This window comes from uncultured Lacinutrix sp., assembly GCF_947500325.1.
Lineage (GTDB): Bacteria > Bacteroidota > Bacteroidia > Flavobacteriales > Flavobacteriaceae > Lacinutrix.
Window position 1 is genome coordinate 83,679 of sequence record NZ_CANMRQ010000009.1, and the last position, 16,141, is coordinate 99,819.

Annotated in this window: 17 protein-coding genes; 13 read left to right on the plus strand and 4 right to left on the minus strand. The window is 29.4% G+C overall.

Annotated features, from left to right (window positions below):
* Positions 1-12 precede the first annotated feature (12 nt).
* A complete protein-coding gene (locus tag Q0997_RS12395) occupies positions 13-915 on the plus strand; it encodes a TIGR01777 family oxidoreductase (RefSeq protein ID WP_299889316.1) in 903 nt (300 codons plus the stop codon).
* 126 nt (positions 916-1,041) lie between these two features.
* On the opposite strand, the gene Q0997_RS12400 is transcribed toward Q0997_RS12395, so the two are convergent.
* Together Q0997_RS12400 and Q0997_RS12405 are read right to left on the minus strand one after the other, a co-directional pair.
* Positions 1,042-1,521, minus strand: a complete 480-nt coding sequence (locus tag Q0997_RS12400; protein WP_299889318.1) for a hypothetical protein — start codon at positions 1,519-1,521, stop codon at positions 1,042-1,044.
* A gap of 175 nt (positions 1,522-1,696) precedes the next feature.
* On the minus strand, positions 1,697-2,338 hold the full coding sequence (locus tag Q0997_RS12405) for a YceI family protein (protein ID WP_299889320.1): 642 nt from the start codon (positions 2,336-2,338) through the stop codon (positions 1,697-1,699).
* 159 nt (positions 2,339-2,497) lie between these two features.
* On the opposite strand from Q0997_RS12405, the gene Q0997_RS12410 reads away from it, so the two are divergent.
* The 7 genes from Q0997_RS12410 to Q0997_RS12440 all read left to right on the plus strand — a co-directional run bounded on the left by Q0997_RS12410 (position 2,498) and on the right by Q0997_RS12440 (position 9,813).
* Positions 2,498-3,037, plus strand: coding sequence for a nucleotide exchange factor GrpE (locus Q0997_RS12410; protein ID WP_299889322.1), 540 nt, complete (start codon positions 2,498-2,500; stop codon positions 3,035-3,037).
* 26 nt (positions 3,038-3,063) lie between these two features.
* A complete protein-coding gene (gene dnaJ, locus Q0997_RS12415) occupies positions 3,064-4,182 on the plus strand; it encodes a molecular chaperone DnaJ (protein ID WP_299889323.1) in 1,119 nt (372 codons plus the stop codon).
* Between the two features lie 388 nt (positions 4,183-4,570).
* On the plus strand, positions 4,571-5,497 hold the full coding sequence (locus Q0997_RS12420) for an ABC transporter ATP-binding protein (RefSeq protein WP_299889325.1): 927 nt from the start codon (positions 4,571-4,573) through the stop codon (positions 5,495-5,497).
* A gap of 5 nt (positions 5,498-5,502) precedes the next feature.
* The gene (locus Q0997_RS12425; RefSeq protein ID WP_299889327.1) at positions 5,503-6,819 is read left to right on the plus strand and encodes an ABC transporter permease; all 1,317 of its coding nucleotides are present in this window, start codon (positions 5,503-5,505) and stop codon (positions 6,817-6,819) included.
* A 1-nt stretch (position 6,820) separates the two neighbouring features.
* Entirely contained in the window at positions 6,821-7,750 is a 930-nt protein-coding gene (locus Q0997_RS12430) for a mechanosensitive ion channel domain-containing protein (RefSeq protein ID WP_299889329.1), read from the plus strand.
* Between the two features lie 14 nt (positions 7,751-7,764).
* A complete protein-coding gene (locus tag Q0997_RS12435) occupies positions 7,765-8,649 on the plus strand; it encodes a DUF6268 family outer membrane beta-barrel protein (RefSeq protein WP_299889331.1) in 885 nt (294 codons plus the stop codon).
* Complete coding sequence (locus Q0997_RS12440) at positions 8,650-9,813, plus strand: sigma-54 dependent transcriptional regulator (protein ID WP_299889333.1); 1,164 nt, start codon at positions 8,650-8,652, stop codon at positions 9,811-9,813.
* A gap of 41 nt (positions 9,814-9,854) precedes the next feature.
* On the opposite strand, the gene Q0997_RS12445 is transcribed toward Q0997_RS12440, so the two are convergent.
* Together Q0997_RS12445 and Q0997_RS12450 are read right to left on the minus strand one after the other, a co-directional pair.
* Positions 9,855-10,607 (minus strand): hypothetical protein, encoded by a 753-nt coding sequence (locus Q0997_RS12445; protein ID WP_299889335.1) that lies wholly within the window; start codon positions 10,605-10,607, stop codon positions 9,855-9,857.
* Positions 10,608-10,848: 241 nt separating this feature from the next.
* Positions 10,849-11,352: a hypothetical protein gene (locus Q0997_RS12450; protein ID WP_299889337.1), complete on the minus strand. Its 504-nt coding sequence runs from the start codon at positions 11,350-11,352 to the stop codon at positions 10,849-10,851.
* Between the two features lie 448 nt (positions 11,353-11,800).
* Here Q0997_RS12450 and Q0997_RS12455 point away from each other — a divergent pair, with 448 nt between their 5' ends.
* The 5 genes from Q0997_RS12455 (at position 11,801) to Q0997_RS12475 (ending at position 16,091) form a co-directional block, all read left to right on the plus strand.
* A complete protein-coding gene (locus Q0997_RS12455; RefSeq protein ID WP_299889339.1) occupies positions 11,801-12,679 on the plus strand; it encodes a PPK2 family polyphosphate kinase in 879 nt (292 codons plus the stop codon).
* A 203-nt stretch (positions 12,680-12,882) separates the two neighbouring features.
* The gene (locus Q0997_RS12460) at positions 12,883-14,283 is read left to right on the plus strand and encodes a M20/M25/M40 family metallo-hydrolase (protein ID WP_299889341.1); all 1,401 of its coding nucleotides are present in this window, start codon (positions 12,883-12,885) and stop codon (positions 14,281-14,283) included.
* Positions 14,284-14,407: 124 nt separating this feature from the next.
* Positions 14,408-15,136 (plus strand): T9SS type A sorting domain-containing protein, encoded by a 729-nt coding sequence (locus Q0997_RS12465; protein ID WP_299889343.1) that lies wholly within the window; start codon positions 14,408-14,410, stop codon positions 15,134-15,136.
* An 11-nt stretch (positions 15,137-15,147) separates the two neighbouring features.
* The gene (locus tag Q0997_RS12470) at positions 15,148-15,714 is read left to right on the plus strand and encodes a hypothetical protein (RefSeq protein ID WP_299889345.1); all 567 of its coding nucleotides are present in this window, start codon (positions 15,148-15,150) and stop codon (positions 15,712-15,714) included.
* Positions 15,714-16,091 carry a VOC family protein gene (locus Q0997_RS12475; protein WP_299889346.1) on the plus strand — a complete coding sequence of 126 codons (378 nt, stop codon included), beginning with the start codon at positions 15,714-15,716 and terminating at the stop codon, positions 16,089-16,091. The genes Q0997_RS12470 and Q0997_RS12475 overlap by 1 nt, the downstream gene beginning before the upstream one ends.
* Positions 16,092-16,141: the final 50 nt, after the last annotated feature.

The following is a 16,141-nucleotide window of genomic DNA, read 5'->3' on the forward strand; positions in this document are numbered from 1 at the left end:
TAAAAAAAGCTAATGCGTGTTTTAATTACAGGAGCAACAGGATTAATTGGAAACGATATTGTTAAGCAATGTCAGGAAAATAACATTGCAATTAATTATTTAACAACGCGTAAATCTAAAATAGTAAATACTCCAGATTATAAAGGTTTTTATTGGAATCCTGATGCAGATGCTATAGATGTAAATTGTATTGAAAATGTTGATATTATTATACATTTAGTTGGAGCAAGTATTTCTAAACGTTGGACAAGAGCACAAAAACAAGCTATCTTAGATAGCCGATTAAAAACAACAGCTTTACTTTATAAAACTTTAGAAAGCAATCCCAATAACATTACGCAAATAGTATCTGCAAGTGCGATTGGTATTTACCCAGATTCTAAAACTAATTACTATACCGAAGAAGAGCTGCAAGTAAATGCCTCGTTCTTGGGTAAAGTGGTAAATGCTTGGGAAGAAGCAATAGATGCTTTTAAAGCTTTAAATATTAAAGTTTCTAAAGTACGTATTGGAGTTGTGTTTTCTAAAAAAGGAGGCGCATTTGTTGAGTTGTTAAAACCAATTAAATATGGAGTAGGTGCAATAATGGGATCTGGAGAACAATGGATGTCATGGATTCATTTACATGATTTGACTTCTATTTTTATGCATATCATTAATAATAAATTAGAAGGCATTTACAATGCCGTAGCTCCTAATTCTGAAACCAATAAAACGATTACAAGGGCTATAGCGAAACATCTAAATAGTCCTTTAATTCTACCAAATATTCCAAAGTTTGCGATGAAAATAGTGTTAGGAGAGATGCATATTATCTTATTCGAAAGCCAACGCGTAAGTGCTAAGAAAATAGAAAATACAGGTTTTTACTTTCAGTATAATAATTTAGAAATGGCTTTAGATGATTTGATTTAGATAAGTTTCATTTAGCGTATTCATAATTAGAGAAGAACTGTTTTTTTGTAAAATAAACTTAGTTAGAGGAAAGAGTAGGGTTTTTAAAGTATCCAAAAAAACACTGTAAATTATCTATAAAAGTTATTATTGGTCTATGGTGATTTCAATAGATTTAAATGCTGTTATAATAGTTTTTACTTGATTAATGTCTAAATTATATCCACTTATTTTGAAGTCAAATTTAGATGTAATATTTGATATATACATGCCAATAATATTTTTAGAATTATTATTTTTTGGGATAATTATTTTGCGAGCATAATCTCCTATTGTATCAAATTCAACAGTGTAATTTTTTAAATCTTTTTTATAACCATTCAAATTACTGGCATAGCCATTAGTACTCATGTCAAATTTTAAGTGAATATTTGTTCCTATAAATTCGCCAACAAAACTATCAAGACCAATTAATCTATTGTATTTCCATGTTTCAGGAACTGTAATATTAAATCCAAGGGTTTCAATAGTTTTTAGCTTTTCCTGATAATTATTATTGTTTTGGCAAAAAGATATATTAAAAACAAAAAGGGTAAATATTACAAATAATATTTTTTGTAGATTCATTTTATTATTTTGATTTAAATTGTTTACTATGATTTGTTGATAAAAAACGTTTTAATGTTTTATATAGTATTAAACGTAGTAAATTGAATTTTTTTTTAAACCAATAATTATAAATAAAACAAAAAAGCCACATCTTTCGATATGGCTTTACTATAATTTATATTTAAAATGTGTCTTAAGCTTTATTCGCTTTTACAGAAATTTTAATTTCTACATTATCATTAATCATGTAGTCACCAAGTTTAGCTGCATCCATCACTTTACCAGAGTTGTACATAATATTCCATTCTGTTCTGTCAATAGTAAATGTATCACTTGTAATTGTCATTTCGTTACCAGTAGTAGATACTGTAGCATCAAAAGTTACATTTTTCTTAATACCTTTCATCATCAAGTTTCCACTTACTTTGTTACCTTCTACCGCAGTAATTTCAAAGGCAGCACTAGGGAATTTTTCAGCATCAAAAAAGTCAGCACTTTTTAAATGCCCAACTAATTTACCATTACCTTCTGCATCTTCAATATCTGTGTTCTTTAATGTTGCAATATCAAAAACAAAATTTCCACCAACTAAAGCATCACCTTTCATTTTTGCAACGCCATTAGATACGTTAATAGTACCTTCATGACCACCAACAACTTTGTTAGCTTTCCACATAATCATAGATTCTGCAGGAACGGCTTTAAAAGTTGCTTCTGCTACTACTTTTTCTACTTCTTTAGCTTCTGTAGTTTGAGCTTCTTTTTCGTTTTTACAACCTACAATAGCAAGGCCTAAAGCAGCTATTGTAAAAATATTTAATACTTGTTTTTTCATTTTTATGTTTTTTATCATGGTTAAGGCGCAAAGATAAAAAAGATTCCATGGTATATACTTAATTTTTTCTTAAAAAGTATTTGATGACATTATGGCATTTTTATAATATTGGCAGTACTTTTGCCAACCTTAAACTGTGTTTAAAATTTAGAATACAAAATGAGTAAAGCAAAAGATATAAAAGAAGAAATAGAAGACCAACAAGTAGAAGAGACTCAAACTGAAACCGTTGAAACAGAAGAGTTAACGGTAGAAGAGAAGTTGCAAGAAGAGCTTGGTCAAGAAAAAGATAAGTTTCTGCGTTTGTTTGCAGAATTTGAAAACTATAAAAAAAGAACGTCTAAAGAACGAGTAGAATTATTTAAAACAGCAAGTAAAGATGTCATGGTGTCTATGTTGCCCGTTTTAGACGATTTTGAACGTGCCTTAATGCACATTGAAGACGACAAAGAAGCCGAAGAATTAAGAAAAGGGGTTGTTTTAATTTATCAAAAACTATTAACAACATTAGGGCAAAAAGGCTTAGTCGCTATGGAAGTAAAGCAAGGTGATACTTTCGATTCTGAAGTGCATCAAGCCATCACCCAAGTGCCAGCACCAAGTGATGATTTAAAAGGTAAAATTATAGACGTAGTAGAGAAAGGATATACATTAGGAGAAACTGTAATTCGTTTCCCAAAAGTGGTTATCGGACAATAATTTTAGTTCGATTTATTTAAGATATTATGGCAAAAAAAGATTATTACGAAACGCTAGGACTTAGCAAAGGCGCATCTGCGAGTGAAATTAAAAAAGCTTATAGAAAAAAAGCAATAGAATTTCATCCAGATAAAAATCCAGATGATGCAACTGCCGAAGCAAAATTTAAGGAAGCTGCTGAAGCTTACGAAGTATTAAGCGACGAGAATAAAAAAGCACGTTACGATCAATTTGGTCATCAAGCCTTTGAAGGTGGCGGCGGTTTTGGCGGCGGCGGAATGAATATGGATGACATATTCAGCCAGTTTGGAGATATTTTTGGCGGCGGTTTTGGCGGCGGCGGTTTTTCTGGTTTTGGTGGCGGTCAAAGACAACGTCGTGTAAAAGGTAGTAATTTACGTATTCGTGTTAAATTAACTCTAGAAGAAATTGCTAATGGTGTTGAAAAGAAAATTAAGGTAAAACGTAAAATTCAAGCTGAAGGCACTACTTATAAAACCTGCAGTACATGTAATGGATCTGGTCAAGTAACGCGAGTTACAAATACAATTTTAGGTCGTATGCAAACGGCTTCACCATGTACAACTTGTGGTGGTGCTGGAGAAACAATCGATAAAAAACCATCTGGGGCAGATAACCAAGGTCTAAAAGTTAGCGAAGAAACAATATCTGTTAAAATTCCTGCTGGAGTTGTAGATGGTATGCAACTTAAAGTTTCTGGAAAAGGTAATGACGCACCAGGAAATGGTATTGCTGGAGATTTACTAGTTGCCATTGAAGAACAAAACCATGATACGCTGCAGCGTGAAGGCGATAACCTACATTATGATCTATACGTAAGTATTAGCGATGCAGTTTTAGGTACTTCTAAAGAAATAGATACTGTAACTGGTAAGGTGCGTATTAAAATTGAAGCAGGTTTACAATCAGGTAAAATTTTACGTCTACGTGGAAAAGGAATACCAAGTATTAATGGCTATGGAAAAGGAGATTTACTAGTGCATGTAAATGTATGGACACCAAAAACACTAAGTAAACAGCAAAAAGAATTTTTCGAAAATATGAAAGATGACGAACACTTTTCGCCTAAACCAGAACAGTCAGATAAGTCCTTTTTTGAAAAAGTGAAAGATATGTTTTCATAGAACTCACAGTTTATTATATACAAGAACCGCAATGTTAGTTGCGGTTTTTTTAGTTAAAAATGTAACTAATTCGTTCATTTAAGTAATAGTTAAGCAAAAAATAGTATATTTGATTTATCACTGGCGTAAGCTGGTGGTAATTTTTCTTTTTCATAGCAATTTTTTCCCATCCTTAGTTTACTAAGGGTGGGTTTTGTTTTTTAAGAGGGATTTTATTTTTTGAGTTGTATAAATATGCCTAGTTTATATAGGCTAAGGAGATAATTTTATTAAAGATGTTAATGTAAATAAAAGGATTTACTATGGGTTGTATTAAAATTAATATAAAGCATTAAGCTGCTCGTGTTACATTTTTTATATTTACGCTACTAATAGCCAAAACTCATATATGAACAATTTATTAGAAGCACATTCAGTTTCTAAAAACTTCGGAAATTTTACAGCTTTAAATAATGTATCTATTGCTGTGCCAAAAGGAAGCATATTTGGACTGCTTGGTCCTAATGGTGCAGGAAAGACAACATTAATACGTGTTATTAATCAAATAACAATGCCAGATACAGGTCATGTATTACTTGATGGAGAACCATTGCAGAGGCATCATATTCAAAATATTGGTTATTTACCTGAAGAAAGAGGGTTGTATAAATCAATGAAAGTTGGAGAGCAAGCTTTATATTTAGCAAAGTTAAAAGGAATGCACAAAACAGAAGCAAAAAAACGTTTGTTAGATTGGTTTGAAAGGCTAGAAATTGGAGATTGGTGGAATAAAAAAATTCAAGAGCTGTCTAAAGGAATGGCTCAAAAAATACAATTTGTAGTAACTGTTTTACATCAACCTAAATTACTTATTTTCGATGAGCCATTCTCAGGTTTTGATCCTATTAATGCTAATATTATTAAAAATGAAATTTTAAGATTACGAGAAGAAGGAGCTACGGTTATTTTCTCAACACATAGAATGGAATCTGTTGAAGAATTGTGTGATCATATTGCGCTTATTCATAAATCTAATAAAGTGTTAGATGGAAACTTAAATGCTATAAAAAGAGAGTATAAAACAAATACGTTTGAAATTGGGATTAATGTTTCTAATGCTAAAGATGTAGAGCAACAATTAAATGAACGTTTTCATGTATCAGCAGCAAATTTTAAATCATTAGGAGATGAATTAAAATTAAATATTAAGCTTTCAGAAAAAGACACCGCTAACGATTTGTTAAATTATTTAACCACTAAAGGGCAGTTATCTCATTTTGTAGAAGTTGTGCCAAGCGCAAATGATATTTTTATTCAAACTGTAAAGAATAATTAAGAATTATGAACCATTTACCACTTATTATAAAAAGAGAGTATTTAACTAAAGTGAAAAATAAGGCTTTTATCTTAATGACTTTTTTAAGTCCATTAATTATGATTGCATTAATTTCGATTGTTGTTTATTTAATACAAATGAATACCAGTAAAGTGCGTCAAATTTCAATTTTAGATGAATCTGGTTTGGTCAAACAAATTTTTAAGGATACGGAAAACACAAAGTATAATATTTTAGATGGCATATCGCTAGAAAATGCTAAAGAAATAGTTAAAGAAAAAGGAGATTATGGCTTACTTCATATATTAAAAATAGATAACCTCAATGAAGCTTCAAAAAGTATCCGGTTTTATTCTGAAGATTCTCCTTCAATATCTTTAATTTCTAGTTTAGATGATAAAATTGAAAAAGAGCTCACCAATATTAATATGTATAGGATGGATGTTAATCCAGAAATTATAGAATCTTCAAAAATTAATATAGATATAGCTCAAGAGAGCTTTGATGGAGAGAAAACATCCGAAATTGATAGTGGAGCAAAGATTGTTTTTGGAGTTATAGCTGGTTACTTGTTATTTATGTTTATTATTATTTATGGTAATATGATTATGAGATCGGTAATTGAAGAAAAAACTAGCCGTATTATTGAAGTTATTATTTCTTCTGTAAAACCAGTCCAATTAATGTTAGGTAAAATTATAGGGACCTCACTTGTTGGTATTACTCAGTTTGTTATTTGGATTATTTTAGGAAGTGTGTTAATTGTAGTAGTATCTTTAATTTTTGACATAGATATAACGCAAATGAACATGTCTCAGCAAGAAACAATACAACATGCTATACAAGGTTCAGGTGATAAAATGAAAGATATACAGGGATTTATGAATGCTTTTTTTAAACTTCCCTTAACTAATTTGATCATAGCATTTATTTTGTTTTTTATTAGTGGTTATTTGTTATATAGTTCTTTATATGCCGCAATTGGAGCTGCCGTAGATAACGAAACAGATACGCAACAATTTATGATGCCAATTATTTTGCCTTTAATATTAGCAGTTTATGTTGGTGGATTTACTGTAATTGAAGATCCTCATGGAACAATTTCAACAATATTTTCATTTATACCGTTTACTTCACCTGTAGTCATGTTAATGCGAATACCATTTGGTGTGCCTATATGGCAACAAATATTATCATTGTTAATATTAATAGGTACATTTATGGGAACAGTTTGGTTTGCAGCAAAAATATATCGTATAGGTATTTTAATGTATGGCAAAAAACCTAGTTATAAAGAATTAATTAAATGGGTTAAATATTAGAATGCAAGAAAAAGTAACTGATAAAATAGAGAAAGAGGTAGAAAAAGTTGGGGATGTAATTTCCGAAAGCTCTATTTGGGAAAAACTAATGAACTTTTTAGAATTTAAGCTTATTGACTTTAATTATGGTCAAGGAGAAGATGCTCATACTATAGTGCTAAAAGTTAAATATGTTTTATTAGTTATTGCTATTGTTATAGCTACTACTTATATTTTAAGATGGGTAAAAAAACTTGTGACCAAGCACATGCCAGCTGATGATAAAGCAAAATTTAATACTGTTTTTTCATTTGCTAAATGGATAATATATGCTATAGTATTACTCGTAGTTTTCGATTTAATAGGTATAAATGTTACGGCTATTTTTGCAGCTTCTGCAGCTTTGTTAATAGGTATAGGTTTAGCGTTGCAAACCTTATTTCAAGATATTATTTCGGGTGTTTTTATTCTTATAGACCAATCTGTGCATGTTGGTGATATAATAGAAATAGAAGGAAAAGTAGGGCGTGTTGAAGAAATAAAACTTAGAACAACTCGAGCAGTAACAATTGATAATAAAGTACTTATTATACCAAACCATTTATATTTAACTAAAAGTTTATATAATTGGACTCAAAATGGTACAACAACACGAGAAAATATTAGTATAGGTGTTGCTTATGGTAGTGATGTACAGTTAGTGAAAAAACTACTATTACAAGCTGCAAATAATCATGAGTCGATAATAAAAAAGCCTGAACCTTTAGTCTTATTCAATAATTTTGGAGATAGTGCGTTAGAGTTTAAACTAATATTTACTTTAAACGATAGTTTTATTGAATCTATACCCAAAAGTGATTTGAGGTTTGAGATTGATAGATTGTTTAGAGAACATAATATTAGTATTCCATTTCCTCAACGCGATATCCATATTGTATCAAAACAAGATTAAAAACACATATTAATTTGAACTATACGCTATTCAAAATTATTGCACCTTTACTTTTCTTTTTTATAGCTATAGATGTACAAGCACAATTAACAGATTTAGCACGTATAGAATATTCAACAATACCAAAAAGCCAATCAGACGAACGGTTTGAAAGATTTCGTGCCCTTATAAATGTACCATTAAAAACAAAAGAAGATTGTTATTTAATTCTTGGCGCAGAATATAGTCGAATAGCATTAACTTTAGATGATAGAAACCCTTTTGAAGTTTCTAAGTTAAATACATTACAAGTTATTGATTTTAATTTAGGCTATACGTTTAAAGTTTCAGATAAATGGCGTTTGGGAGCAAAAATCTCACCTAGAATAGCATCAACATTAGGTCGGAAATTAAGCAATGATGATCTTTTTTTAAATGGAGGTATATATGCTATAAAAGACAGAACTAAAGATAAATCTTTAAATCGGCCATATCGTTTAGTTTTAGGATTAACATATAATAGTACTACTGGAATACCATTACCTTTGCCTTTTATAAGTTATTACCGAAGAGTAAATAAAAACTGGTCTTATAATCTGGGCATACCAAAAACGAATGTGAAATATTTTTTTAATGAACACAGTATTATACAAAGTTTTGTTGGAATTGATGGATATTTTGCTAATATTCAAGATTCTATTGTTATTGAGAATAGACAAGCAGAAAGTGTGTCTCTTTCAGTTGTTTTAGCAGGATTAGGATATGAATATTATTTTACAAAACATTTGGTATATTACGGTTACGTAGGTCATACATTGAGAATGAATAATATGTTGAGGGATAGTAATAGAAATGAAGTATATAAATTAGATAATGTAAACGCTTTTTACATAAGAACAGGAATTAAATTCAAGATATAAATGTCAAAAATATTAGTAATAGAAGACGAAGCAGCGATTAGAAGAGTTTTAATAAAAATTCTTTCTGAAGAGAATGATAAATACCAAGTTGAAGAAGCTGAAGATGGATTAGTAGGAATAGAAAAAATTAAAAAAGAAGACTACGATCTTGTACTTTGTGATATTAAGATGCCAAAAATGGATGGTGTTGAAGTACTTGAAGCTGTCAGGAAAATTAAACCAGAAATACCAATGGTAATGATATCTGGTCATGGTGATCTAGATACAGCTGTTAATACTATGCGTTTAGGTGCTTTCGATTATATTTCTAAGCCACCAGATTTAAATCGATTACTAAATACAGTACGTAATGCCTTAGATAGAAAAGAGCTTGTAGTTGAGAATAAAATTCTTAAGAAAAAGGTAAGTAAAAAATATGAAATGATAGGTGAAAGTGATGCCATTTCTAAAATCAAAGAAATGATAGATAAAGTTGCACCTACAGATGCTAGAGTATTAATTACTGGCCCAAATGGAACAGGAAAAGAATTGGTTGCGCATTGGTTACATGAAAAAAGTGAAAGAGCTAAAGGTCCAATGATAGAGGTTAATTGTGCTGCAATACCTAGCGAGTTAATTGAGAGTGAGCTTTTTGGTCACGTAAAAGGAGCTTTTACTAGTGCAGCTAAAGATAGAGCAGGAAAATTTGAGGCCGCAAATGGAGGAACTATTTTTCTTGATGAAATTGGAGACATGAGCTTGTCTGCGCAGGCAAAAGTGTTACGAGCTTTACAAGAAAGTCGTATTCAACGTGTTGGTAGTGATAAGGATATTAAAGTAGATGTTCGTGTTGTAGCAGCTACTAATAAAAATTTAAAAAAGGAAATTGAAGATGGTAAATTTCGAGAAGATTTATATCATAGATTGGCTGTAATCTTAGTAAAAGTACCTGCTTTGAATGAACGTCGAGAAGATATTCCGCTATTAATAAATCATTTTGCCAAGAAAATCTCTGCAGAACAAGGTACTGCCGAAAAAAGTTTTTCAGCAAAAGCTATCAAATTGTTACAAGAATATGATTGGACAGGAAATATTCGTGAATTACGAAATGTAATTGAGCGATTAATTATACTTGGAGACATTGAAGTTAGTGAACAAGATGTGAAGCTATTTGCAAGTAAATAGAAATAAAAAAGCCTTAAATTTTAATTTAAGGCTTTTTTATTTTACTGTTTACATGATTTTAATTTTGTTAAGTAGATTTCCGATATATTTATAATCTCATCTAAATAATATGTTCTAATTTGTTCTAGGCTTTTTGTAATTAAATTAGCCTTATTAATTCCAACTGTAGATATAGATTCTTCACAATTACATGATTTTAATAAGTTATTATAGGCTTTTATGTTTTCCGAAATTGCTTTTGTGTTTTCTGCTATAAACAGGTCTTTCTTTTTAACTTCTTGGTTTGCTAATTGAAGTTTAATCTCTTTTGCTTTTTGCTCTAATGCAGCTTGCTGTGTTTTTAAATCTAACTGTTGTTGTTCTAAGTCACTTAAAGCAGTGGTGTTATTATTATTATTATTATTATTATTATCACTTTCTTCAGTGCTACAGATATCATATTCGTAAAAAGCTTTAATAATTAAATCTTCAGTTTTAGTTAAATATGTTCTGGCATTTACTAATTCTTCAGCTAATATTGCGGTCTCTAAGTAAATTGAGATACTATTAGAAAGATCGGCTGCATTGTAGCATTGTTCTTTTTCTAATAGTCTTTCAACAATATGTATTGCTTTTTTTGAAATTTTTGCGTGATATTTTAAGTCTTCTAAGTTGTAAGACTTAATACCTTCAGTTACATTTTTGCTAACCTTACTTAAGTTTAAGCTTACATCTTTAGCATTAGAATGTTGACCGAAAGTAATATTAATAATAAGGAAAATAAATAGAAAAAATAAGAAGTAGTTTTTTTTCATAATTGGGGAGTGAAAAAGTTAAGTAGGTGCTTCAAAAATATTAAAAAGAAACATTTAAACGAAGTAAAAATACATTTAATCGATGAAATGTTGTGATTTGAGTGATTTTATATTTTTAGATTTAAAAAGGGTGGAGGTAGACGGAATTTGTAATAAGTTGAGTATAATAGTAGATTATTTTATCAACCATAAAAAAACCTCAAATTTTAATTTGAGGTTTTTTTATTATAAGATTTATAATTTATTTTTTGCAATTATTTAGACTTTCCATGTATTTTTTTGCAAAGCTAATATTCTTGTCTATAAAATGCGCTCGTATTTGCACCATAGATAGTGCTTTAAACTCTATACTTTCATCATCTGTGTCATCAGTAATAGCTTTTCCACATCTACAAGCTTCTAATGATTCGTTATAAGTTGCTATTTTAGAAACAACCGCTGCTTTATTTAAATCTATAAAAGCTAATTTTCTTTGAAGCGCTTGCTCTGCTGCATATAATCTAGCTTCTCTTTCTAATTGTTCTTTTTCCTCCTGTTCTTTTGCAGATAAAGTACTTCCAGATTTAGCCGAAGTCGAAGTAGCTTCTCCATTATCTTGTACTGCAGATGATTCTGTGGCATCATTATTAGTCACAGTATTAGAATTTACATCTGATACATTAGCATAAACATCGTTAGATTGTCCTTGTATATGAAATTGTATAAATACAATAAATACGAATAATAGTAGGTTGCTTTTTTTCATGACTTGAGAGTTAATTATTAATTAGCTAGGACTAATATAATAAAAGTAAATACATTATATCGTAATTTTTTGCACTTAATCGATGAAATACATGCTGTTGAATGATTTTATATTTAATTATTAATTAGTTTTTAATAAGGAAAATGCTCGTTTATTGTATGTTTAATAGGGGTTTTCGGGTTTTGTTGTATACTATTTTTTGATTTTTTATAAAATCATTAAAAATGCAAAATATCGTTATTTTTTGCATTTTGTCGATTAGTAAAAATGTATGATTTGTTTGTATTTTAATATGTTATTTATAATAAAAGGCTCTAAATCAGTCTACTGTTTTTATGTAAATAAAAAAGTAGAATAACGTTTCATGAATTAATGAATTTTAAGTTTCACGTTTTTTGAAAGTAAATATTAAAGTAACATTATGTATATTTAGTTATTATATAATATTATGAAAGAAATAAAGATTAAAGACTACAAAATAACTTCTAGAATAGAAATTTCTAACCTTAATACTAGAGTAGATTCAGGAGTAGATGATAATGATGTAAAGGATGAGTTAAAAAAAGTAAGACGAAAACTAGGTAAGCTTCAGGATACTATGTATGCACATGGTAAATATTCTGTTTTAGTATGTTTACAAGGTATGGATACTTCTGGTAAGGATAGTTTGATTCGAGAAGTGTTTAAAGATTTTAACGTTCGCGGTGTTGAAGTAGAAAGTTTTAAAGTACCAACAGAATTAGAGTTAAAACACGATTATTTATGGAGGCATTATTTAAAATTACCATCTCGAGGTAAATTTGGTGTACATAATAGAACGCATTATGAAAATGTATTGGTAACAAGGGTACATCCTTATTATATAATGGGTGAAAATATCCCAGGAGTAAATAATGTAGAAGACGTAAATGAAGCCTTTTGGGATAAGCGTTTTAATCAAATAAATAATTTCGAAAAGCATTTAACCGAAAATGGTACAATTATTTTTAAGTTCTTTTTGAATCTTTCTAAAGAAGAGCAAAAGTATAGATTGTTAAGACGTTTGGATTTAAAAGAAAAGAATTGGAAGTTCTCTTCTGGCGATTTAAAGGAACGAAAATTATGGGGTAAATATATGGAGTGTTATGAAGATGCAATAAATCGTACTTCTAAAGAACATGCACCATGGTATAATATTCCTGCAGATAATAAGCCAATAGCACGTTTAATTGTAGCTAATATTTTATATCAAACTCTAAAAGGTTATAAAGATATAGATGAACCAGAATTAGATGATAAAACAAAGGCAAATTTAGATTTGTATAAGCAAGAGCTAAATAATGAGTAAATTATATCTAAATAATTTAAAGTAAAGCGAAAGTAACACTTTCGCTTTTTTATTAGTATGTTTTAAGTAGGTAATCTTACTCAATATAAATTATATAGTAATACCTAATACATTAGAGTTTAGTTTGATCTTTATATTGTGTTAATGCTACTACTTTTAAAATTATTATATAGTATATTTATCTTTTAAAATTATAGTAAATAATGAAAACAATATTCGTAGCATTTTCTCTTCTTTTTAGTTCATTAATTTTTTCTCAATCTGATGAAGCTGTATTAAAAACAATATATACACAGTCCTTAACTAATGGTCAGGCTTATAGCTGGTTAGATTATTTGTCAAACCAAATTGGCGGAAGATTGTCTGGTTCAATTAATGCAGAAAAAGCTGTAAAATATACTAAAGCTGAATTAGAGAAATTAGGTTTAGATAAAGTGTGGCTTCAGGATGTTATGGTTCCTAAATGGGAAAGAGGAGATAAAGAAGTAGCATATTATGAAACAAACAATAAAAAAACCAATGTCAATATTTGTGCTTTAGGCGGTTCTATAGCGACAGCAAAATCTGGATTAATAGCAAATATTATAGAAGTTAGTGGTTTTGAAGAATTAAAAGTATTGGGAGAAAATAACATAAAAGGTAAAATAGTATTTTTTAATGGAGCTATGCAACCTGATTTAATTCACACATTTGAAGCCTATGGAGGATGTTCAAAACAGCGTTATGCTGGAGCTTACGAAGCTGTGAAACTAGGAGCTGTTGGAGTTATTGTGCGTTCTTTAAATCTGCGTCAAGACGATTTTCCACATACAGGAAGTATGAGTTATCTTGATTTACCGAATGAGCAGCGTATTCCTTCTGCAGCTATAAGTACTAATGATGCTAATAAATTATCTGAAGCGTTAAAGAATGATAAAAATTTAAAATTCTATTTCAAGCAAAATTGTAAACAGTTCGAAGATGTTAAGTCGTATAATGTTATAGGAGAAATTACTGGTAGTGAGTTTCCTAATGAATATATGATTGTTGGAGGTCATCTTGATTCTTGGGATTTAGGTGATGGCTCGCATGATGATGGTGCTGGAGTGGTACAATCTATGGACGTTGTTAGATTATTAAAGCAAAGTGGAATTAAACCCAAAAGAACTATTAGAGTAGTATTATTTATGAATGAAGAGAATGGGTTAAGAGGAGGGAAAAAGTATGCTGAAGAAGCTAAAAGAAAAAATGAAAATCATGTCTTTGCTTTAGAAAGTGACTCTGGCGGATTTACACCAAGAGGCTTTAGCTTTGATTGTAGTGAAGCCAATTTAAATAAAGTGTTAAGCTGGGAAGCCTTATTTAAGCCTTATTTAATACACTATTTTGAGAAAGGTTATAGTGGTGCTGATATCGGTCCGTTAAAGAATGATAATATTGTATTGGTTGGTTTGCGTCCAGATTCTCAACGCTACTTTGATTATCACCATGCAAGTAATGATACTTTTGATGCAGTAAATAAAAGAGAATTAGAATTAGGAGCTGCAACTATGACAAGTTTAGTGTATTTGTTCGATAAATATGGAACATCAAATATTGCAGATATTAAAGAAATTAAAGATTAATAATTATCTAATGAATTGCTGAAAATTTAATAAAATCACGAATATGAATCGTCTTCATTCAAATATGAAATGACTATAAAAAAAATACTGTTATTTCATTAAGTTTGTTAGAAAAAAATAAAAAATGAAAAAAGTACTACTATTTATAATTACTGTTATATTTTCAATTAATATTAATGCACAAGATTCTCAACTATTTGATAATGTATGGTATATAGAAGATATTGTTATCTCTGGCGTAAGTACAACTCCGCCAAATTCAGTTAATGAGAATATATCAAGGTCGTTAGAGTTTACAGATTTTAATAGCTTTATTAATTTTGGGTCTACTATTTGTGACTCTCTAGGAGGTGTTTTAACTTTTGACGATACTTTGTCTAATTTTTCATTTACAGAATTAAACGCAACACTTGGTGGTGGTTGTAGTTTTATAGAGAATATTAATTTCGAAAGCATTTATTTTTCATTTTATTTTGATAATCAAGGCACTCCATTTACTTATTCTATTATCCAAAACGTAAATAGTAAGACATTAATAGTTACTGCTGCGAATGGAGATCAAGTTATATATGGAAGTGCTGTTTTAAGTGTTCAAGAATATGAGGATTTTGAAGTTAAACTATACCCAAATCCTACAGTAAGCAAGGTTTATATTAATAATAAAAGGCAGGAAAGTAATCTAAAACTCCATATTTACGATTTAAATGGAAAATTAATAAAGTCAAAAAAGATTGATACAGTTGCTATAACTATTGTAGATATAGAAGATTTTAAACCAGGGGCTTATTTTTTTATTTTTGAAACTAAGAAAGGTAATGTTGAAATTAAAAGAATAATTAAGACTAAAAATTAAATTAAAAATTCATGAAAAAATACTTTTTTATTTTCGCTATTATATTAACAACAGTTGTTGCTGCTCAAGAAGAAAAATTACCATATTACCAACTTCCAGAAAATGCAGAAAAATTTACAGCAGGAACTGTTGCAGCTAAACAAGTAGATGCTCTTGGTTTTCGTTTTTATTGGGCTAGTGAAGGTTTAAGTGATAAAGATTTAGCTTATAGGCCAACCGATTCTGTTAGAACATCAATGGAAACTGTTAAGCATATATATGATTTATCACTAATTGTTTTAAATTCAACTTTAAAAAAGGCAAATTCTAGAAACGAGAAAATTGAAATGAATTTTCAGGAATTAAGAAAACAAACACTTTTAAATTTAAAACAAGCTGCAAATATTTTAAGGACAAGTACAGATATTTCTCAATACAAGATTATTTTTGGTGATAATAAAATTCCTTATTGGAATAATATTAATGGACCAATAAGTGATGCAATATGGCATTGCGGACAGTTAGCTTCATACAGACGTATAACAGGAAATCCTATTAACCCAAAAGTAAATCACTTTACGGGAACAGTTAAGAAATAATGCAAAAACCATTATTACATCAAATTCATCCAATACTGCCAGTGCAAGATGTAGTGGAAGCTTTAAAATATTATGTAAATAAGTTAGGTTTTAAAATTGCATTTGCAGACGATTCTAAAAAACCAACATACGCAGGTATACGCCGAGATCATATAGAGATACATTTACAATGGCATGATTCTAAAGAATGGGAGTTAGGTTTTAATACTCCAATGTTACGTATAGTAACTCAAAATGTTGAGAGTTTATTTAATGAACTTAAAGATAGAGATGTGTTTCATAAGGATACTAAAGTTAGAGATACAGAATGGCAAACTAGAGAGTTTGCATTTTATGACCTGTATAATAATGGATTAACTTTTTATCAGGATTTATAAAAAATCACTATCTAATTTTATTTAGCTTTTTTTTTAGAAAAATTTAACAT